This is a genomic window from Streptomyces sp. NPDC006197 (assembly GCF_040613865.1).
GTDB lineage: Bacteria > Actinomycetota > Actinomycetes > Streptomycetales > Streptomycetaceae > Streptomyces.
In genome coordinates this window covers 62,133-83,501 of sequence record NZ_JBEXSZ010000012.1, presented here as the reverse complement: position 1 = coordinate 83,501, position 21,369 = coordinate 62,133, and the positions used below count along the sequence as shown (strand labels likewise).

The following is a 21,369-nucleotide window of genomic DNA, read 5'->3' as shown; positions in this document are numbered from 1 at the left end:
CCTCAGTCCCATTCCAGGCCGCCGCGTCGCCACACGTACGCGTAGGCGACGAAGACGGTGAGCACGAAGAGCAGCATCTCCACGAGCCCGAAAAGCCCCAGGGCGTCGAAGGTGACGGCCCAGGGGTAGAGGAAGACGATCTCGATGTCGAAGACGATGAAGAGCATCGCCGTCAGGTAGTACTTGATCGGGAAGCGGCCGCCCCCGGCGGGAGTGGGCGTCGGTTCGATGCCGCACTCGTACGCCTCAAGCTTCGCCCTGTTGTACCGCTTTGGCCCGATAAGCGTGGCCATGACCACGGAGAAGATCGCAAACCCCGCACCCAGGGCACCGAGCACGAGGACGGGCGCGTACGCATTCACGCTCCTCGCTCCTTCCAGTCGTCCTTGACCGTTGGACCGCACCGCCGGGCCGTGGAAGATCGCCCCCATGTGAGGCAGTTCACAAGCCCAGCTGCACCGCATCTTATGCCCGCCCGTCTGTGATCTGCGACACGGGGTGCAGCGCGGACTTTGTGATCTCCACCACCAGGCGAAGGATCATGAAGTCGGATGAGAGGTGATCTTGTTGCGCGAAGCACGCAGGTGATCACCAGATGTGACATCCGGACCGGAAATCGCTGCTCGGAAGGGGTGTCGCTCTATCAAGTGATGGCCAGTGCAGGCAAATTGGCGGTGGACGCGCCCAAGTGGTAAAGAAACCGGCCATCGCCCGGTCGGGGGGCCCGGCGTACGGAGGTGGACGCGTGCGCGTTTTCACGAGCGACGTGTGACCTGCGTCACGCCACAGGAGCTTCAAAAGAAGAGGGCTTGGCCATCGGCGTCAAGAGGTGGTAAGCGTCGGGCAATTCGGGCGTTTCAATGAAAACCCGTGATCAAGGGCCGGATGAGCCATGCCCGATTTGCCCGTTACGGCGTCAATAAGGTTGCGACCGGGGCGGATTCGCGGATTCCAAACCCAACTGTGGCGCACCCCACGTTTCTTGAAGGGAACCGTCGAGCCCTGATAGCGGTTGTTCCCATGTCCCACACCGCTCACATACCCAGCCACCGGAAGCCCCGCCGCAGCGCCTCGAAGCTCGCGCTCCGCGCCGGAGTCGCCGGTGGCGTCCTCGGCACCATCGCGGTGGCCGGTGCTGCCGGGCCGGCGAATGCCGAGCCGGTGACCGAGACCATCGAGATGCCCACCCTGGGCTCCCTCGACGCCGCCGGCGGCCTCGCCAGCGCCGTCGCCGCCTCCGCCGAGGCCTCCCAGCAGGAGGCCCTCGACCAGAGCCTCCAGTCGCTGGAGGACTCGGCGCTGCAGAAGGCCGCCAAGGAGGCCAAGAAGGCCAAGGCCGAGGCCGAGCGCAAGGCCGCGGCCGAGCGCGCCGAGGAGGCCCGCCTCAAGGCCGAGCAGGAGCGCCAGGAGGCCGCGGCCCGCGCCTCCCGCGACGCCGCCCGCACCCAGCTCTCCACCCAGAGCTCGTCGGACGACGGCGGCTCCTCGTCGGACAGCGGCTCCACCGCCTCCGAGAGCGACAGCCAGACGCAGGCCCCCTCCGGCTCCGCCGCCGCGATCGTCGCCTTCGCCAAGGCCCAGATCGGCGACGCGTACGTCTCCGGCGGCACCGGCCCCAACTCCTGGGACTGCTCCGGCCTCGTCCAGGCCGCCTACCGCGCGGCCGGCATCGACCTGCCCCGCATCTCGTACGAGCAGTCGAGCATGGGCACCTCCGTCTCCCTGAGCAACCTGCAGCCGGGCGACATCCTGTACTGGGGCAGCCGCAGCGGCTCGTACCACGTCGCCATCTACGTCGGCGGCGGCCAGTACGTGGGCGCGCAGAACCCCTCCAGCGGCGTGGTCCAGCACTCCATGGACTGGGACACCCCCTCGGGCGCCGTCCGCATCCTCTGATCCACCCCGCAGCATGCCGAAGGGCCGTCACTCCTCGGGGGAGCGACGGCCCTTCGGCGTGCCGGGCGCGGAGGTCAGGCCTTCGGGGCCACCTTCGACAGGCCGTTGATGATGCGGTCCATCGCGTCGCCGCCGGTCGGGTCCGTGAGGTTCGCCAGCATCTTCAGGGTGAACTTCATCAGCAGCGGGTGGGTCAGGCCGCGCTGGGTCGCGATCTTCATGATCTTCGGGTTGCCGATGAGCTTCACGAAGGCGCGGCCCAGCGTGTAGTAGCCGCCGTAGGTGTCCTTGAGGACCTGCGGGTAGTTCCGCAGGGCCAGCTCGCGCTGGGCGGGCGTCGCGCGCGCGTGCGCCTGGACGATGACGTCGGCCGCGATCTGGCCCGACTCCATCGCGTACGCGATGCCCTCGCCGTTGAACGGATTGACCAGGCCGCCCGCGTCGCCGACCAGCAGCAGGCCCTTGGTGTAGTGCGGCTGGCGGTTGAACGCCATCGGCAGGGCCGCGCCGCGGATCGGCTGCGTCATGTTCTCCGGGGTGTAGCCCCAGTCCTCCGGCATGGAGGCGCACCAGGCCTTGAGGACCTCGCGCCAGTCCAGCTCCCGGAACGCCTTCGAGGAGTTGAGGATGCCGAGGCCGACGTTGGACGTGCCGTCGCCCATGGGGAAGATCCAGCCGTAGCCGGGCAGCAGACGGTCCTGCGGGCCGCGCCGGTCCCACAGCTCCAGCCAGGACTCCAGGTAGTCGTCGTCGTGGCGGGGGCTCGTGAAGTACGTCCGGACCGCCACGCCCATCGGCCGGTCCTCGCGCCGGTGCAGGCCCATGGCGAGCGAGAGCCGGGTGGAGTTGCCGTCGGCGGCGACGACGAGCGGGGCGTGGAAGGTGACCTCGCGCTTCTCCTCGCCGAGCTTGGCGTGGACGCCGGTGATCCGGCCCGTGCGGTCGTCGATGACCGGCGCGCCGACGTTGCAGCGCTCGTACAGCCGGGCGCCGGCCTTCTGCGCCTGGCGGGCGAGCTGCTCGTCGAAGTCGTCGCGCTTGCGGACGAGTCCGTAGTCCGGGTACGAGGCGAGCTCCGGCCAGTCGAGCTCCAGGCGGACGCCGCCGCCGATGATCCGCAGGCCCCTGTTCCGCAGCCAGCCGGCCTCTTCGGAGATGTCGATGCCCATGGCGACGAGCTGCTTGGTGGCGCGCGGCGTGAGGCCGTCGCCGCAGACCTTCTCGCGGGGGAACGCGGTCTTCTCCAGGAGCAGGACGTCGAGTCCGGCCTTGGCCAGGTAGTACGCGGTGGTGGAGCCGGCCGGGCCTGCCCCGACGACGATCACATCTGCGGTGTGCTCGGAGAGGGGCTGCTCGGTCACGGCGGATCTCCCGGAGGGGTCGAGGGAAGGATGGGGGAAGTTCATGGGCGGGGGGCAGGGCGGGGGTCAGGCCTTGAAGCCGCGGTGCAGGGCCACGATCCCGCCCGTCAGGTTCCGGTGGGCCACCTTCGACCAGCCGGCCTTCTGCATCATGCCCGCCAGGGTCGGCTGGTCCGGCCAGGACTGGATGGACTCCGCGAGGTAGACGTACGCGTCGGGGTTGGAGGACACGGCGCGGGCCACCGGGGGCAGCGCGCGCATCAGGTACTCCTCGTACACCGTGCGGAACGGCGCCCAGGTGGGGTGCGAGAACTCGCAGATGACGACCCGGCCGCCGGGCTTCGTCACCCGGTACAGCTCGCGCAGCGCCCGGTCGGTGTCCTGGATGTTCCGCAGCCCGAAGGAGATGGTGACCGCGTCGAAGACGTCGTCCCGGAACGGCAGCTGCATGCCGTCGCCCGCCGTGAACGGCATCCACGGGTGGTTCTTCTTGCCGACCCGCAGCATCCCGAGGGAGAAGTCGCACGGGACGACGTACGCCCCCGCCTTCACGAACGGCTGCGAGGAGGTCGCGGTCCCGGCGGCCAGGTCGAGGATCTTCTGCGCGGGCCGCGCGTCGACCGCCTTCGCGACCTCCTTGCGCCAGCGCCGGTCCTGCCCGAGGGAGAGCACGTCATTGGTGAGGTCGTAGTTCGCCGCCACGTCGTCGAACATCGAGGCGACTTCGTGCGGCTGCTTGTCCAGGGATGCTCGGGTCACCTCCCCATTCAAGCAGCCCTGCCCCCGGCGCCGGGCCGGGGGCGGGCCGGGCGCGGCTCAGCGCCTCCGCGGGGTCGATGCGTGCCGCGCGCCGGGCGGGCCGGACCCGACGGGGATGGTCAGACAGGCCCTAGGGGGCGTCTTGCCGATCAGGCCGGATCAGGGAGCGGCGTCTGGTGCCGTGCATCGCAAGGCGGAGGAGGGAGGCAGTGGGGTCTCCCCTGTTCGAGCGAAGCCGAGAACTTGGGGAAGGAGCGTTGTCGACTGACGACAACGCGGCGAGGCGCGGTGCCAGGCGTCGCGAGCCCGGCCTGATCGGCAAGACACCCCCTAGGGGCTCCGCGCGAAGCGGCCCGTGCCGCACACGGTGCGACACGGGCCACGTCGGAGCCGATCAACCGGGTCAGTCGACCTCGGCGACCGCCTGCGCGAACTGCGCCGCGTACAGCCGGGCGTAGGCCCCGCCGGACGACAACAGCTCCTCGTGCGTGCCCTGTTCGACGATCGAGCCGTTCTCCATCACCAGGATCACGTCCGCGTCCCGGATCGTGGAGAGCCGGTGCGCGATCACGAACGAGGTCCGCCCGGCCGCGAGCCGGGCCATCGCCTTCTGGATGAGGACCTCGGTGCGGGTGTCGACCGAGCTGGTCGCCTCGTCCAGGACGAGGATCACCGGATCGGACAGGAACGCCCGCGCGATGGTGATCAGCTGCTTCTCGCCCGCGCTGACCCCCGCCCCGTCGTCCTCGATCACCGTGTCGTACCCCTCGGGCAGCGTCCGGATGAACCGGTCGGCGTGCGCGGCGCGCGCCGCCTCCTCGACCTCGGCCCGGGTCACCGGGCGCGTGGCGCCGTACGCGATGTTGTCCGCGATGGTGCCGCCGAAGAGCCAGGTGTCCTGGAGGACCATGCCGATGCCCTTGCGCAGCTCCTCGCGGGACATCTTCGCCACGTCCACCCCGTCCAGGGTGATCCGGCCGCCCGTCACCTCGTAGAACCGCATCAGCAGGTTCACCAGGGTCGTCTTGCCGGCGCCGGTCGGGCCGACGATCGCGACCGTCTGCCCCGGATCCACCGCGAGCGACAGGTCCTCGATGAGCGGCTTGTCCTCCTCGTAACGGAAGGAGACGCCCTCCAGGGCCACCTTGCCCTTGAGGTCCAGCGGCTTCTCGCTCGTCGGGCCGTCCGGCTCCTGCTCCTCCGCGTCGAGCAGCTCGAAGATCCGCTCCGCCGAGGCGACACCCGACTGCACCAGGTTCGCCATCGACGCGACCTGCGTCAGCGGCATCGAGAACTGGCGCGAGTACTGGATGAAGGCCTGCACGTCACCGATGGACAGGCTGCCGGTCGCCACCCGCAGACCGCCGACCACGGCCACGAGCACGTAGTTGATGTTCGAGACGAAGAACATCACCGGCTGCATCACACCGCTGTTGAACTGCGCCTTGAACCCGGCCTCGTACAGCGCCTCGTTCTGCTCCCGGAAGTCCTTCGCGGACTCCTCCTGCCGGCCGAAGACCTTCACCAGGCCGTGCCCGGTGTACATCTCCTCCACGTGCGCGTTGAGCGCGCCCGTCGACTTCCACTGCTGCACGAAGTGCGGCTGCGAGCGCTTGCCGATCCTCGCCGCGACGAACACCGAGACCGGCACCGTCACCAGCGCCACCAGCGCGAGCAGCGGCGAGATCCAGAACATCATCCCGAGCACGCCGACGATCGTGAGCAGCGAGTTGATCAGCTGGCCCATGGACTGCTGGAGCGTCTGCGAGATGTTGTCGATGTCGTTGGTCGCCCGGGACAGCACCTCGCCGCGCTTCGCCTTGTCGAAGTACGAGAGGGGGAGCCGCGCCAGCTTCGTCTGGACGTCCTCCCGCATCCGGTAGACCGTCCGGTTGATCACCTTGATCGACATGCGGGTGGAGACCAGCATCAGCAGGCCCGCCGCCACGTAGATCGCGAGGACCCACAGCAGGACCCCGCCGACCGCGCCGAAGTCGATCCCCTGTCCGGGGGTGAAGTCGACCCCGGACAGCATGTCGGCCATGCCGCTGTCGCCGTCCGCGCGGAGCTTCGCCAGGGCCTGCGCCTTCGTGACGCCCTCGGGCATGTTCCGCCCGACGACGCCCGCGAAGATCAGGTCCGTCGCCCTGCCGAGGATCTTCGGCCCGACCACGGAGGCCGCCACCGACAGCACGCCGGCGATCAGCATCAGCCAGAGCGTGCCGCGCTCGGGCGCCAGCTGCCCCAGCAGCCGCTTGCCCGAGCCCTTGAAGTCCATGGACCGCTCACCGGACTGGCCCATCATCATGCGTCCGCCAGGACCGGCCATCAGGCTGCCTCCGCCTCGGTCAGCTGGGAGAGCACGATCTCCCGGTACGTCTCGTTCTCCGCCATCAGCTCACGGTGCCGTCCGGTGCCCACGACCCGGCCCTCGTCGAGGACGACGATCCGGTCGGCGTCCCGGATGGTGGAGACGCGCTGGGCGACGATCACCACGGTCGAGTCCGCCGTCTCCTCGGCCAGCGCGGCCCGGAGCAGGGCGTCCGTCTCGTAGTCGAGCGCGGAGAAGGAGTCGTCGAAGAGGTAGATCTCCGGCCGCTGCACGAGCGTCCGCGCGATGGCGAGGCGCTGGCGCTGCCCGCCGGAGACGTTGGTGCCGCCCTGCGCGATCGGGGCGTTCAGACCGTGTTCCAGTTTCCGTACGAAGTCGGCGGCCTGGGCGACCTCCAGGGCGTGCCAGAGTTCCTCGTCGGTGGCGTCGGGCTTGCCGTACCGCAGGTTGGTGGCCACCGTGCCGGAGAACAGGTACGGCTTCTGGGGGACGAGTCCGACGGTCCTGGCCATCAGGGCGGGGTCGAGCTTCCGCACGTCGACGCCGTCGACGAGGACCTCGCCGCCGGTGGCGTCGAAGAGCCGGGGCACGAGGCCGAGCAGCGTCGACTTGCCACTGCCCGTCGAGCCGATGATCGCGGTGGTCTCACCGGGCCGGGCGACCAGCGCCACGTCCTTCAGCACCGACTCCTCCGCGCCCGGGTACCGGAAGTCCGCGCTCCTGACCTCCAGGTGCCCGCGCTTCAGCAGCTTCGTCACCGGCTCGGCCGGCGGCACGACGCTCGTCTCGGTCCCGAGGACCTCCTCGATGCGCTCCGCGCACACCTCGGCGCGCGGCACCATCATGAACATGAAGGTCGCCATCATCACGGCCATCACGATCTGCATCAGATAGGCGAGGAAGGCGGTCAGCGCGCCGATCTCCATCCCGCCGCCGTCGATGCGGTGCGCGCCGAACCAGACCACGGCCACGCTGGAGACGTTCACGACGGTCATCACCGTCGGGAACATCAGCGCCATCAGCCGCCCCGTCGCCATCGACACGGCGGTCAGCTCGCCGTTGGACCCGCGGAAGCGCTCCTCCTCGTACCCGTCCTTCACGAAGGCGCGGATGACCCGGTTGCCGGTGATCTGCTCGCGCAGCACCCGGTTCACCGTGTCGAGCCGCTCCTGCATGGTCCGGAAGAGCGGCCGCATCCTCCGCACGATCAGGGAGACGGCGATGCCGAGGACCGGCACCACCGCGAGCAGCACGCCCGACAGGGGGACGTCCTGGCCGAGCGCCATCACGATGCCGCCGACGCACATGATGGGCGCGGAGACCATCAGGGTGAACCCCATCAGGACCAGCATCTGGACCTGCTGGACGTCATTGGTCGTACGGGTGATCAGCGACGGCGCGCCGAAGTGGCCGAGCTCCCGGGCGGAGAAGGACTGCACCCGGTCGAAGACCGCGCCGCGCACGTCGCGGCCGAGCGCCGAGGCGGTCCGCGCGCCGTAGTACACGGCCCCGATGTTGCAGACGACCTGGACGACGGAGACGCCGACCATCAGGGCGCCGAAGCGCAGGATGTAGCCGGTGTCCCCGTTGACGACACCGTGGTCGATGATGTCGGCGTTCAGGGTCGGCAGGTAGAGGCTCGCGCACGTCTGCAGGAACTGCAGCAGGACGAGCAGTGCGATGGGTTTTCGATAGGGCCGCAGATGGGTTCGGAGAAGTCTTATGAGCACGGCTCCTACTATCGCCCGCACCCCGGGAGCGTTACGACTCGGTTTAGGGGTGCGGGCGGAGCCCGGGGCAAGACTTTACGAACCGAACGCGCCCGGGTGGATCTGCTCCCGCGTCGCCACGTACTGCTGCCGCACCGCCTGTCCCGCCGACAGATCGTCACCGGGCTCCAGGATCTGCGCGACCGCGCCCTGCCACGGCGGGGGAGCGGACGGGGACAGCGTGCCCCGCGCGACCCCGAGCGCCCATGCGGCCTGCCGGGCCGCGCCGAGCGCCGCGTAGTCGGCCGGCTGGGGGACGACGACCTGGGCGCCGAAGAGCGCCGGCGCGAGGGCCTGCACGGCCGGCAGGGCGGCCGCCGCGCCGAGCAGGAAGACCCGCCGCACCTCGACGCCCCGCCCGCGCAGCACGTCCATGGCGTCGGTGAGCGCGCAGAGCATCCCCTCGAACGCCGCCCGCGCCAGGTGCTCGGGCTTCATCGACTCGCGCCGCAGCCCGCTGAGCGTGCCCGCGGTGTGCGGCAGGTTCGGGGTCCGCTCGCCTTCCAGATAGGGCAGCAGGACGAGCCCGGAGGCACCGGGCGTCGACTTCAGGGCGAGGGCGGAGAGCTCGTCGAGGTTGTCCAGGCCGAGCATCTCGGCCGTCCCGCGCAGCGCCCGTACGGCATTGGAGGTGGAGACCACGGGCAGGTGCATGCCGGTGGCGTCGGCGAAGGAGGTGATCATGCCGCTGGGGTCGGCGAGGGCCTCGTGGTGCACGGCCATCACGGAGCCGGAGGCGCCGAGCGAGACCACCGCGTCGCCGGGACCGAGGCCGAGGCCGAGCGCGGCGGCCATCGTCTCGCCGGTGCCGGCGGAGACGAGGAGGCCCTCGGGGGTGATGCCGGCGGCGTCGGAGGGCCCGAGGACCTCGGGCAGCACCGCCTGGTGGCCGAGCGCCAGCTCGACGAGGTCGGGCCGGTAGGCCCCGGTCCGCGTGGACCAGTAGCCGGTGCCGGAGGCGGCGCCGCGGTCGGTGGTGCGGCGGGCGGGGCGGCCGAGGAGCTGCCAGACGAGCCAGTCGTGGGGCTGGAGGACCATGGCGACCCGCTGGGCGTTCTCGGGCTCCGCGCGGGCCAGCCAGCGCAGTTTGGCGACCGGCTGCCCGGCGCCGGGCACGCTGCCGACGGCCTCGGCCCAGGCCTGCCGGCCGCCCAGCGACTCGACGAGGTCGGCGGCGGCGACCTGCGCCCGCTTGTCGTTGCGGACCAGCGCGGGCCGCACCAGGCCGCCCTGCGCGTCGAGCGGCACGAGCCCGTGCTGCTGCGCGGAGACGCCGATGGCCTCCACGCCCTCCAGGAGGCCGCCGGTGGCGGCCTCCCCGAGCGAGAGCAGCCAGGTCTGCGGATCGACGTCGACGGCCTTCGGTTCGCCGGGATGCGCGGCGTACCCCTGCCGCAGTACGGCACCCGTGTCCGTGTCACAGACGACGATGCGTGTGAACTCCGCAGAGCTGTCCAGTCCGGCGACTATCCCCATGACACATGATTCTGCCGCACGCGGGGGCTCAGGTGTTGCTGGTGCCCCAGTCCTCCTCGTCGACCTTGCCGTTGCCCATGCCGCGCCCGCGCAGGGCGTGGACCCGGTCGGTCACGGAGGACGGCAGCCGGTCGCCGACCTTGTCGCCCACGAGGTGCACCGCCTTGCCCGCGGCCTGGCGGCCGGTCTGGGCGGCGGTCTCGGCGGCGTTCCGCACGGCCGGGTTCTCGGCGAACTCCTTGGCGGACTTCTTCATCTGCTCGTAGCGCTCGCGTCCGGCCCGTGTGCCGATCACGTAACCGAGGGCGAGTCCCACGACGAACGTCAGCTTGTACCGCACGGCTGCGATCCTTCCCTGGAGGCCCTGGGGATACCGATTGGCGGAGCACCCCCCTGCTTGCGCTAATGTATGTCTCGCAGCGAGCGAGCGCCGCCCGGGGAGGCCCGAGGTGGATCCGATCGGTGCAACGCAGCAATCCCCTGTAGCTCAATTGGCAGAGCAGCCGGCTGTTAACCGGCAGGTTACTGGTTCGAGTCCAGTCGGGGGAGCGCGATCCCCTGTAGCTCAATTGGCAGAGCATTCGGCTGTTAACCGGAGGGTTGCTGGTTCGAGTCCAGCCGGGGGAGCGAGACGGAAGAGGACCCTTCGGGGTCCTTTTTCGCGTCTCCGGGAACCATCCGGAGCGCGGCGCGGTCTTCATGGACGAGCAGAGCCGATCATCCGGAGCAGGAGATCGTATGAGCGGCTATGCTGCGGCAGACGGCGCGCACACATGTACGCGCCTCACCGTTCGGGGCGGTAGCTCAGCCGGTTAGAGCAGCGGACTCATAATCCGTCGGCCGTGGGTTCGAGTCCCACCCGCCCCACCGAAGAAAAACGTTCTGACCTGCGAAAATGCCCCTGAAGGGGTGTTTTCGCAGGCGTCGTCCACCCCTCGCCCATGAGGCGAGGCGGGCGCCCCCGGCCTGACTCTCCGGGCCCGGGCCGTTCTGACCCGGGGTTTTCGGTGGCACGCGCGTGTGAAGCCATGACGATGATCCCACGGCGATCCCACGGCTCCCGGGTGTGACACGCCGCACACCGAGCCGAATTCCTGTCCCCTTGTCGACACTCCGGTGCTCAGGCGGCCGGAGGCCCGCGCACACGAGTGGGACGCGGCCGGACCGACGGCGAGAGCGCGGCGGTGCCGTGGGACGCGACGGCCGTCGAGCTCACTGGATCGGCGCTCAGCACCTCCAGGACGTCAGAAGGCGTGGAGGTACACCCGCGCCTTGCCGCCCGGCACGTCGTGCACGTAGACGTCGATCCACTGGACGCCGCCACGGCGGTGGTCCTTCACGCACGGCGGACACACTCCCGCCCAACGGACACCCTTCAACGCCTGCGGCTCCGCCAGCCCCAAGTGCCCGAAGCTCCCAGTACGGGTAGGGATCGCGCGACCCGGTCTTGGGATCCGGTGGAGCACGAGGCGAGCAACAGGGCGGAGACGAGAGAGCCGAGGGAGCCCCTCACGAAGACGGGATTGATCCTCACCGGTTCTCCTCAGTCGTTTCTGTCAAGCGGTCTCGGTGCCGGGCCGGTCAGTACGCCGCCAGGTAGACCCGCACGCGATCCCCCGGAACCTCGCCGATGTGGATCTCGATGCCTTGGACGTGGCGACGCCTTGAGTCGCCGACGCAGGGCGGACACGCACTTGTCGTCCGCACGTTCGTGAGCTCTTGCGGCGGAGTGAGATCGAGGTGCTTGAATCCCTCTCCGCTCAACGACGAGGATGACGGCCCTTCCACGGCCAGGGGATGGTCGGGGTGCAGGTCCTTGGTGATCGCCTCCGCGGTCTGCTCGCTGGTGACGAAGGACAGCAGGTGGACGTTCTCCTGCGGCTGAACCCGTACGGCACCCTTCACCTCCGTTGCGCCCTGGGGGATCTGGATCTTCATGAACGCCGCCGCCTCTGGTGCGCCGGCTCCCTTCTCCCAGCTGGGGGAGGGAGCCGTGCGTGTGACGCGGTCCGAGGGCGCGGACGTACAGCCGCCAAGTGTCAGCCCTGCGGCGAGAGTGGCCGCCGGGACCAGTAGGAGGCCTCTCACGGTAGGGCGGGACTTCATCGGTTCTTCTCCTCGCCTCGGGACACGCTGCCCCGGGTGCCTTCGCGCCCCCGCTCCTCTGGAGTGATGCCCGGAGGCGCGGCATTCATGGTAGGGCCTGGCGAATGCGCAGGGGTAGGAGAGTTTTCGGGAAGCGTGGAGGGGCCCTTTGTCGGGTACGGGGAAAAGCCGGGGAATGGGCGGTGGTCGGCACAAGCCTGAGGAGGGCGATCTCCCCGGAGAAATCGGCGCCGTTGTGCGGCGGCGCGCCACCGGATCGCAGCCGCATGAAGATTTCGGGCGAATCGCCGATCCGGAATCCGGTGGGCGAGAATCATCCCTGCCGGGTCTGAGTCTCTTCCGTGCACGGGGCACGTCCGAATGCGCCCGTGGCGGTGGCGCGCTGGACGTGCTTATCGCGGATTGCGAGCGTGCAGGACGCCTGTCCGCCCTTGCCGTCGAGGGTGCCGCAGCCGACGAGCCCGAAGCAGGCGAGCAGGGCGATGCCGATGGTCAGCAGCCCCCGCCGGCCCGGAGGGCCTTCCATGCTCTCGTGTTCGTTCTCCTCCCGCACTGTGCTTTCCGTACGTTCATCGGACGACATGAGAGAGCCGGCTTTCGGTTGGTCGGTAGATGAACCGGGTGGTTATACACCACGCCGTCGGCCGAGTGCGAGCGAGCGGAAGAATCGGGCGAACCGCACCCCCTTCGACCAGTCGATTGTCCTTTATGTCGCAGGGGTTGACCGGGCCTCGCAGGAGTGGTTAGAAAGCCCGCTGCAATACCCGTGATCTCGTGGCTCGTATTTTCGCGCGATCACCCCGGATTGCTCCAAGTCGGGCGGAAACCGCCGCACCGGCTCGTTCGGCGTGCCCATTTCGCGTGCGGCGATGCGGGTGCGTCGATGCCGAAAGGTATTGAGGTGAAAGTTCCGTACAGGAGATATCTCTCCTGTCTTGTCGTGTCGGCGGTAGCAGGCACGTTGTTGCCGCAGGTCGCCTATGGGGCTCCGCAGTCACCGGCGACGGACGACGACAAGGGCGTCTTCGACACGGTCGCGGGTTGGTTCTCGGACGACGGGAACGAGGACGGGCCGCGCGGGCCCGAGGCGTCGTCGACCGGTGGGGCTCCGGTGCTGCCGAGCCGGGAGAAGCTGCCGAAGGGCAAGGCGGCGCCGAAGCCGAAGCGGGTCGCGGAGCTGACCGGGAAGCGGACGGCGAACGCCCGGTACTGGCAGCTGTCCGACGGCCGGGTGCAGGCCGAGGTGTCGGCCGTCCCGACCGGCTACCGGGCGGGGAAGTCCTGGAAGGACATCGACCCGACGGTCGTCCCGTCCGACGCCGAGGGCTTCGCCTTCTCCAACACGACCAACGCCGCGTCCAGCTGGTTCGGTTCGGACGCGGGCAAGCTGCTCCGCTTCGAGTCGGGAACCGGCCACGCGGTGACCCTCGGTCTGAAGGGTGCGGGGAAGCTCGCGCCGGTGGCCAAGGGCGACACGGTCACGTACCAGGACGCGGTGTCCGGTGCGGATCTGTCGTACCAGGTGGGTCCGGGCCGGGTGAAGGAGAACATCGTCCTGGACGCGAAGCCGTCCGGCCCGGTGTCCTTCACGTTCACCCTGGACGCGGGCGGGCTGACGCCGAAGGCGAACAAGGACGGCTCCGTCTCCTTCTTCGGTGAGGGCGCCGACCCTGTTCTGGTGATTCCGGCGGCGTTCATGACGGACGCGAAGAAGGACGCCAAGGCGCCGTACGGCTCCGCCTACAGCGGGAACGTCACCCAGAAGCTCGTGAAGTCGGGCAAGGGCTGGAACCTGGTCGTCACGCCGGACGCGAAGTGGCTGGCCGCCCCGGAGCGGCAGTACCCGGTCACCATCGACCCGACGATCTCGATCGCTCCGACGCCGACCACGGCGCAGGACGTGATGATCTCCTCGGACGGTGCGGCGACGAACTACGACGACAACTGGCGTCTGTCCGTCGGCAACACGAGCACCGGCGCCTCGCGTGCCCTGATCCGGTTCCCGGTCGGCAGCATCCCGGCGGGCACCAAGCTGGATTCGGCCGACCTGAAGCTGTACTTCGACCAGACCCACACCACGGGTGACACCGAGGTCCAGCTGGAGGCGCACCGCGCCACCCAGGCGTGGACGGAGTCCGGGGCGACCTGGAACAACGCCAACGCGATCACCGGTGAGCTGTCCGGTACGGCGGTGGTCGTCGACGACGGCGACACCGGCCGTACCGCCGCCGTCGGCGCCTGGCCCGCCTCCGGGAACACCGCCTACACGCAGTACGCGGTCAACCAGGACTACCTGTACAACAAGGACTCGGTCGCGGGTGACACGTACACCTGGCAGCCGAGCCTGCCCGAGGACGGCACCTACCAGGTCGAGACGCACTACGTCCCGGCCTCCGACCGTGCCACGAACGCGCCGTACACCGTGACCTACGACGGCGGCACGAAGGCCTACACCGTCAACCAGCAGGCCGGCACCGCCGGCGTGTGGAAGACGCTGGGCTCGCATCCGTTCAAGGCCGGCACCCTCGGCAAGATCGTCCTCGGTGACGGTCCTGTCTCGACCGCGACCTCCGTGATCGCGGATGCCGTCCGGTTCACCAAGGGCGGTGTGGTCACCAAGCAGCCCGGTGAGCTGAACACCTGGCACTCCTTCCCCGTCACCAAGACCGTGCAGTCCTGGATCGACGGCACGAACGTCAACAACGGTTTCGTGATCAAGGCCGGTGACGAGTCCGCGAACGGCCCCAAGGGCGGTCCGCGCTACGAGGGCAGTGAGTTCGGGTACGGCGGCGAGACCGCCAACTACCCGCGTCTCGTGCTGACCTTCGGCCGTCAGGGCGTCGACCTTTCCGCCCCGACCACCATCCACGACACCGGCGCGGAACTGGCCTGGTCGACGTACAACGACCCGTCCACCTCGACCGGCGACGACCTCGTCGAGTACCAGGTCCACCGGTCCGTCAGCCAGACCTTCACCCCCTCCGCCGCCACCCTCGTGGCCCCGGTCGCGCCCGGCACCACGTCGTACACCGACACCTCCGCGGTGCCGACGAAGGCCGACGACCCCGACCCGTACGGCCGCGCCTACTACTACATGGTCGCGGTCAAGACGAAGGACGGGCAGGTCGTCGCCGCGCCCACCCAGCTCGTACGCCTGCCCAAGGCCGGCCGTACGACGAAGGTGTTCGCCGCCTCGCAGGACACCACCCTGTCCTCGGCGCAGCCCACCCTCGCGCACGACACCATCGACGACAGCGGTGCGAAGAACTGGCTGTCCGTCGGCAACAACTCCGCCACCTACGGCGACACCCGTGCCCTGCTGAAGTTCCCGGCCCTGGGCATCCCCGCCACGGCCCGGGTCCTGGACGCGAACGTGCGCCTGTGGTCCACGCAGACCGCCCAGGACACCACCGGCGCGGTCTACGAGCTGCGGCCGCTGACGCGTGACTTCGACGAGGCCGCCGCCACCTGGGTCAAGGCCGACAGTGCCACGAGCTGGATCGTTCAGGGCGGCGACTTCGGCGCCGTGACGGCCGACACCGGGGCGATGACGAACGACCCGGCCCGTCACGACTGGAACGTCACCTCGCTGGCGCAGTCCTGGGTGACCACCCCGGCCTCCCAGAAGGGCGTGGCCATCAAGATGGCCGACGAGGCCGCCTCGCAGGAGCGCACGCTGTTCCTGTCGTCCGAGGGCGCCGAACCGCGGCTCGCGCCCAGGATCGTGGTCACGTACGTCGACTCCACCACGGAGTCGACGTACTACGCGCCGCAGACCCCGGCCCGCATGACGCCGAACAGCGACTACACGGTCGACTTCACCCTCACCAACACCACCGCCTCCACCTGGAACACGGCCGATCACGTCCTGACCTACAAGTGGTCGCTGCCCGACGGCACGGACGTGACGACCGGTGGCAACCAGGTCCAGACGGCCCTGCCGTCCAACGTCGCCCCCGGTGGCTCGGTCAGCCTGCAGGCGCAGGTGAAGACGCCGATCAACTCGGACAACGGCAACAAGCGCACCGACTACGTCCTGACCTGGGACGTCTACAACAAGACGGCCGGCACCTGGACCTCGGGCACCTCCGGCATCCCGGGCCTGGCCCAGAACGTGGCGGTGGAGGACCCGACCTCCAACCAGCTCGGCCTGGAGAAGTTCTACGGCTACACCGGCAAGAACACCGGCGCCGGCGCCAGCATGATGAACAACATGGCCTCCGGCAACGTGGTGTGGTCGTACAACGCGTTCAACAACCCCGGCCGGGGCCTGAACACGTTCTTCCGGCTGGCCTACAACAGCCTGGACACCTCCGACACGGTCTCCGGCTACGGCTGGTCCATGCAGGCGTCAGGGCCGATCCGGCTCGGGGCACCGCTGGACTTCCACCCCAACCCCCACCCCACCGAGGTGCGCCTGCCCGACGGTGACGGCACCACCCACGTGTTCCGCTGGGACTCGGCCACGAGCTCGTGGAAGGCGCCGGCCGGTGTGCACTACAAGCTGGCCGCCAAGGCGGGGCTGGACTGCACCCCGCTGAAGGACCCGGTTCCGGACGCCTGGACGATGATCCGTCCCGACGGCTCCCGCTTCCTGTTCGGCTGCGACGGCTATCTGACCTCCACGGTGGACAAGAACGGCAACACCATGCTGTTCACCTACGAGGAGCGGAAGTCCAACAACAAGCCGACCAAGTTCCTGAAGTACGTCACCGACCCCGCGTCGCGGCAGACGCTGACGGTGGACTACTTCAAGAAGGGCGACAACTCCTACGAGTACGTCTCGGGCACCGGCACCATCGCCACGGGCTCGAACCTGACCAACTCCAAGATCTACGACCACATCAAGTCGGTCACCGACGTCTCCGGTCGTAAGATCAACTTCTGGTACACCGACAAGGGTCTGCTCGGCCAGTTCACCGACGGCGTGGGCTCTTCGCAGCCGAAGGTGTTCAAGTTCGTCTACGACGCCACGCAGGGCAACAAGAACGTCAAGATGGTGTCGGCCACCGACCCCCGGGGCAACGCCACCAAGCTGGCCTACCACGCCCCGCAGACCGGCGACGACCCGAAGTACCACTGGTGGACCAAGACCATCACGGACCGGCTGAACAACGACACGACGTTCGCCTACCAGGCGGACACGACGAACACGAAGTTCACCGACACCAAGGTCACCGACGCCGAGTCGCACGTCACGGACTACGTCCTGGACGACTTCGGCCGCCAGGTGAAGGCCACCAACGCCAAGTCCGAGACCGTGGACATGTCCTGGGACGCGGACAACAACGTCGTCCTCATGAAGGACGCGAAGGGCGCCCAGACCACCTGGACGTACGACCCGAAGACCGGCAACCCGCTGACGATGAAGGACGCGGAGGCCAACAAGAACGGCACCGCGCCGACGGTCTACACGTACCAGACCCGTGCGGACGGCTTCTCGGCCGATCTGTCCACCAAGACCTCCCCGGAGGGCCGCAAGTGGCAGTTCGGCTATGACGCCTTCGGCAACCTCAAGACGGTGACCGACCCCAAGGGCGCCGCCACCACCTCGGTGCCCGACGACTACACCACCACGTACGACTACGACGCCTACGGGCAGTTGACCAAGGCCACCGACGCCAACGGCAACGCCACCGTCAACTCCGACTTCGACGTCATGGGCTACCCCAGGACGATCACCGACGCGGAGAGCCACGCCACCTCGTTCGTCTACGACGAGCGCGGTCAGGTCACCTCGGTGACCGACGCGCTGGGCACCACCACCACCCAGACCTACGACGTCTTCCGGCGTCCGCTGGTCAACAAGCTGCCCAAGCAGCAGGCGCAGGGGGTCTTCATCACCACCCCGGCCCCGGTGTACGACGCCAACGACAACGTCACCACCAGCACCGCCGCGGACGGCGTGGTCTCCACCGCGGTCTACGACTCCGCGGACCAGGTGACCGGGACGACCGGCCCGGACAACAACCTGAGCGGTCGCACGACGCGCTACACCTACGACAGGGTCGGCAACCTCAAGACCACGACCGAGCCCAAGGGCGTGGCGACGACCTCCGTCCCGGACGACTACGTCACCACCAACACCTACGACGAGATCTACCAGCTCGTGTCGGTGGTGAACGCCAAGGGCGACAAGGTCTCCTACGAGTACGACAACGTCGGCAACCCGGTCACGGTCATCGACCCGAAGAAGAACGCCACCGCCGACACCACCGACTACACCAGCAAGACCGCGTACGACCTCAACCACCGGGTGACCAAGGTCACGGACGCGGCCGGCAAGTACACCACCACCACCTACGACAGGGACTCCCTGGTCGTCGAGAGCACCGACAAGGAGGGCAACAAGTCCCAGGCCGTCTACGACGAGCGTGGCAAGGTCATCGAGCAGAAGGTTCCCTACGAGGGCACCACGGTCCGGACGACCAGGTTCGAGTACGACCAGATGGGCAACACCACCAAGGTGATCAGCCCGCGCGGCACCGCCACCGCGGCCGTGGACGACTTCACCAGCCGTACCGAGTACGACAAGCTCAACCGGCCGGTCAAGCAGTTCCAGCCCTACGACCCGGCGGACGCCCGCTACAACGACCCCAACGTCTACACCCAGACCACCTACGACGCGGTCGGCCGCACCTCGCGGGTCTCCGCGCCGCCGTCGGCGGGTCAGACGGTCCGCAACGACACCGACTACACCTACTTCGACAACGGCTGGACCAAGACGTCCACCGATCCGTGGGACATCGTCACCTCCTACGGCTACAACCAGACCGGCCAGCAGGTCTCGCGCACCCTCACCTCCGCCGGCGGCTCCAGCTCGCGGACCCAGGGCTGGGCGTACTACCCCGACGGCAGCCTCCAGGCCCGCTCCGACGACGGCGTGCCGGTCGGCGCCCACGTCGTGGTGGCCGACGACTCCGACACCCAGACCGTCTCGGCGACCGGCACCTGGGCCACGGCTTCGGCCACCGGCCAGCAGGGCTACGGCCACCGCACCCACGCGGCGGGCGCGTCGACGGACACGTTCACCTGGACCCTGAACGTTCCGCAGGACGGCAGCTACACCGCCTACGCGAAGTACCCGACGACCTCGGGCGCCTCCACGGCGGCGAAGTACACCGTCACCCACGGCGGCGGCACCACCGACAAGACGGTCAACCAGACCACCGGTGGCGGCACCTGGGTCTCGCTGGGCTCGTTCACCTTCAAGCAGGGGAACACGTCCAGGATCACCCTGGCGACCGACGCCTCCGGCAAGGTCGTCGCCGACGCGGTGAAGATCGTCCGCCAGGTCACCGAGACGGACAACGAGAAGAAGAACTTCACCTACTCGTACGACCTCAACGGCAACCTGACGTCGATCACGGACAGCTCCTCGGGCGCCAAGATCGACACGTACACGATGACCTACACCGGCCTCAACCAGGTCCAGAAGGTCAGCGAGTCCCTCGCCGGCGTCGAGAAGAAGGCCACGTCGTTCACCTACGACGCCAACGGCCAGAAGGAGACGACGACCCACCCCGACCAGTACGCGCAGTACGTCTACGACCTGCGTGAACTGGTCAAGACGGTGAAGGTCGGCAAGTCCGCCTCGGACACCTCGCCGAAGGTCACCGACTACACCTACACCGACCGCGGCCTGCGGCTGAAGGAGACCAAGGCCAACGGCAACACGGTCGACTACACCTACTACCTGAACGGCGCGCTCAAGACCCAGAGCGAGAAGAAGCCGAACGCCACCCTGGTCTCCTCGCACACCTACGCCTACGACGCCAACGGCAACCAGGCGCAGGACGTCGCGTCCAAGATGAACGCCGACAACCACGGCGCGTACCTGAACTCCACCACGGACTACACCTACGACCCGGTCAACCGGCTCGCCCAGTCCGTGAAGACGGGCAGCGCCGCGGGCACCGAGACCTACGTCCACGACAACAACGCCAACGTCGTCACCCAGACGATCAAGAACGTCACGACCAACTACACCTACGACCGCAACCGGCTCCTCAGCTCGAACATCGGCGCCGCGACCAACAGCTACAACTACGACCCGTACGGACGACTGGACACGGTCGTCGCGGGCGGCAAGGTGGTCGAGGACCGGGACTACGACGGCTTCGACCACGTGGTCAAGAACGCCAAGCTGCAGGCCGACGGGGTCACGACGAAGTCCACGACCTACGTCTTCGACCCCCTGGACCGCACGGCGTCCAAGACGGACACCGGCGGCAAGACCACCGACTTCAACTACCTCGGCACCTCCAGCGAGGTGCTCAACGAGGCCGTCGCCGGCCAGGTCACCAAGTCCTACCAGTACAGCCCGTGGGGCGAACGCCTGACGCAGCTGAAGCGCAACACCGACGGCTCCGAGGAGCTCGGCGTCTACGGCTACAACGGCCACACCGACGTCGAGACCCTCACCGACACCAGCGGTGACACCAAGTCCACCTACGGCTACACCGCCTACGGCAACAACAACGACGCCGAGTTCACCGGCATCGACAAGCCCGACACCGCCCAGCCCGACAAGGAGGCGTACAACCCCTACCGCTTCAACGCCAAGCGCTGGGACTCCGCCAGCGGCACCTACGACATGGGCTTCCGCGACTACAGCCCCGGCCTGAACCGCTTCACCAGCCGGGACATGTACAACGGCGCCCTGGCCGACATGCGGCTGGGATCGGACCCCTTCACCGGGAACCGCTACGCCTTCACCGGCGGCAACCCGATCAGCGGCGTCGAGATCGACGGTCACTGGAGCGACTGGTGCGAAGGAGGCAACTTCTGCCCCTGGGACGACAACTTCGCCAACGCCTGGGTCGGTGCCGTCACGACGGCCGCCGACACGCTTGCCGGCCCCGTGCTCAAGGCGGAGCCGATCCTTCGGGACAAGTGCCCCAGCTGCTTCGGAACGCCCGGTAACCCCAATGGCGTGGACCTGGGATTCGAGTGGGTCGCGGGCACCGGACCCAGGAAGCGGGACTTCGGCGGGAACGACGCCTTCACGCAGTCGCTGATGGACCACTACCACGTCCAGCGCGTGCGGGAGATCGCGACCGACAACATCAACATCGGAAACTACAATCTGGGTGCGACGGTGGCCCAGAAGTACAACGAAGACACGAAGACGATGGAGAACAACGGTCTGAATCACTCGCTGAACACCAAGACCGTCTTCATGGACTTCACGTCGAACATGTCCGCGGCGTTCCTCGGTTCCTACAACATGGAATACACGGTCAAGTCCGTCGACAAGGAGGCGGGAACGGCGGTCATTCAGTTCCATGTGAACAACGACAGCACCATGAACTCCGGAACGCATATCGCTCCGGAGCTCGGCGGGTACAGCGACTGGTGGAGCGAGAACATCGGCACGCCCCTCAACAAGTATTACGAAACGGGGCGTTTCGGTACGAAGACGCAGGACGTCACGTGGACGGAGACGGTCGACCTCAACGACCCCAAGGCCCCGTCGCAGTCCTCGTCCTCGTCCTCGTCGTCCTCGGAGGATTCGAGTAGCTTCCTGGACACCGTGACAAGTTTCCTGGGCAGCCTCTTCTGATGACGGGCTGACGCGCTCGTTCCCGCCGGTCGACCGGTCGGGACGCGCCTCGAAAAACGGCGGGGCTGCCCCCGGGGATCCCTGGGGGCAGCCCCGCCGCCAAGA

At 68.5% G+C, this 21,369-nt stretch carries 11 protein-coding genes and 3 tRNA genes; 5 read left to right on the top strand and 9 right to left on the bottom strand.

The genetic code is table 11. The features are described 5' to 3' along the window. Nucleotides 1-2: 2 nt before the first annotated feature. Nucleotides 3-362 carry an NADH-quinone oxidoreductase subunit A gene (locus tag ABZ318_RS06150; RefSeq protein WP_019888619.1) on the bottom strand — a complete coding sequence of 120 codons (360 nt, stop codon included), beginning with the start codon at nt 360-362 and terminating at the stop codon, nt 3-5. A 658-nt stretch (nt 363-1,020) separates the two neighbouring features. Between ABZ318_RS06150 and ABZ318_RS06145 the strand changes: the two genes are divergently transcribed. Further along, on the top strand, nt 1,021-1,896 hold the full coding sequence (locus ABZ318_RS06145) for a C40 family peptidase (protein ID WP_356901311.1): 876 nt from the start codon (nt 1,021-1,023) through the stop codon (nt 1,894-1,896). A gap of 74 nt (nt 1,897-1,970) precedes the next feature. Here the strand turns inward: ABZ318_RS06145 and ABZ318_RS06140 are convergent, their stop codons facing one another. The 6 genes from ABZ318_RS06140 to ABZ318_RS06115 form a co-directional block, all read right to left on the bottom strand. Next, complete coding sequence (locus ABZ318_RS06140; RefSeq protein ID WP_051845618.1) at nt 1,971-3,302, bottom strand: geranylgeranyl reductase family protein; 1,332 nt, start codon at nt 3,300-3,302, stop codon at nt 1,971-1,973. Between the two features lie 21 nt (nt 3,303-3,323). Further along, entirely contained in the window at nt 3,324-4,016 is a 693-nt protein-coding gene (locus tag ABZ318_RS06135; protein ID WP_356901310.1) for a demethylmenaquinone methyltransferase, read from the bottom strand. 403 nt (nt 4,017-4,419) lie between these two features. Next, nucleotides 4,420-6,345, bottom strand: a complete 1,926-nt coding sequence (locus ABZ318_RS06130; protein ID WP_356901309.1) for an ABC transporter ATP-binding protein — start codon at nt 6,343-6,345, stop codon at nt 4,420-4,422. Continuing rightward, entirely contained in the window at nt 6,345-8,078 is a 1,734-nt protein-coding gene (locus ABZ318_RS06125; RefSeq protein ID WP_356901308.1) for an ABC transporter ATP-binding protein, read from the bottom strand. Before ABZ318_RS06125 ends, ABZ318_RS06130 begins: the two co-directional genes overlap by 1 nt. Nucleotides 8,079-8,153: 75 nt before the next feature. Beyond that, on the bottom strand, nt 8,154-9,593 hold the full coding sequence (locus ABZ318_RS06120) for an FGGY family carbohydrate kinase (protein ID WP_356901307.1): 1,440 nt from the start codon (nt 9,591-9,593) through the stop codon (nt 8,154-8,156). 28 nt (nt 9,594-9,621) lie between these two features. Beyond that, nucleotides 9,622-9,933: a hypothetical protein gene (locus ABZ318_RS06115; RefSeq protein WP_093876233.1), complete on the bottom strand. Its 312-nt coding sequence runs from the start codon at nt 9,931-9,933 to the stop codon at nt 9,622-9,624. Between the two features lie 136 nt (nt 9,934-10,069). Here ABZ318_RS06115 and ABZ318_RS06110 point away from each other — a divergent pair. The 3 genes from ABZ318_RS06110 to ABZ318_RS06100 all read left to right on the top strand — a co-directional run bounded on the left by ABZ318_RS06110 (nt 10,070) and on the right by ABZ318_RS06100 (nt 10,460). After that, nucleotides 10,070-10,142, top strand: a tRNA-Asn gene (locus ABZ318_RS06110). 5 nt (nt 10,143-10,147) lie between these two features. Then, nucleotides 10,148-10,220 (top strand) — tRNA-Asn (locus tag ABZ318_RS06105). A gap of 166 nt (nt 10,221-10,386) precedes the next feature. Further along, a tRNA-Ile gene (locus ABZ318_RS06100) sits at nt 10,387-10,460 on the top strand. 714 nt (nt 10,461-11,174) lie between these two features. Here the strand turns inward: ABZ318_RS06100 and ABZ318_RS06095 are convergent. Both ABZ318_RS06095 and ABZ318_RS06090 read right to left on the bottom strand, forming a co-directional pair. Further along, a complete protein-coding gene (locus tag ABZ318_RS06095) occupies nt 11,175-11,531 on the bottom strand; it encodes a hypothetical protein (RefSeq protein ID WP_356901306.1) in 357 nt (118 codons plus the stop codon). A 481-nt stretch (nt 11,532-12,012) separates the two neighbouring features. Then, nucleotides 12,013-12,252, bottom strand: coding sequence for a hypothetical protein (locus ABZ318_RS06090; RefSeq protein ID WP_356901305.1), 240 nt, complete (start codon nt 12,250-12,252; stop codon nt 12,013-12,015). Nucleotides 12,253-12,582: 330 nt separating this feature from the next. Between ABZ318_RS06090 and ABZ318_RS06085 the strand changes: the two genes are divergently transcribed. Continuing rightward, nucleotides 12,583-21,264, top strand: a complete 8,682-nt coding sequence (locus ABZ318_RS06085) for a DNRLRE domain-containing protein (RefSeq protein ID WP_356901304.1) — start codon at nt 12,583-12,585, stop codon at nt 21,262-21,264. Nucleotides 21,265-21,369 lie beyond the last annotated feature (105 nt).

Bases quoted from the DNA above. Each gene is read 5' to 3' on its own strand.
- ABZ318_RS06145 (WP_356901311.1), top strand. From the start codon at position 1,021: ATGTCCCACACCGCTCACATACCCAGCCACCGGAAGCCCCGCCGCAGC.
- ABZ318_RS06095 (WP_356901306.1), bottom strand. From the start codon at position 11,531: ATGAAGATCCAGATCCCCCAGGGCGCAACGGAGGTGAAGGGTGCCGTA.
- ABZ318_RS06085 (WP_356901304.1), top strand. From the start codon at position 12,583: ATGCCGAAAGGTATTGAGGTGAAAGTTCCGTACAGGAGATATCTCTCC.
- ABZ318_RS06120 (WP_356901307.1), bottom strand. From the start codon at position 9,593: ATGGGGATAGTCGCCGGACTGGACAGCTCTGCGGAGTTCACACGCATC.
- ABZ318_RS06130 (WP_356901309.1), bottom strand. From the start codon at position 6,345: ATGGCCGGTCCTGGCGGACGCATGATGATGGGCCAGTCCGGTGAGCGG.
- ABZ318_RS06140 (WP_051845618.1), bottom strand. From the start codon at position 3,302: ATGAACTTCCCCCATCCTTCCCTCGACCCCTCCGGGAGATCCGCCGTG.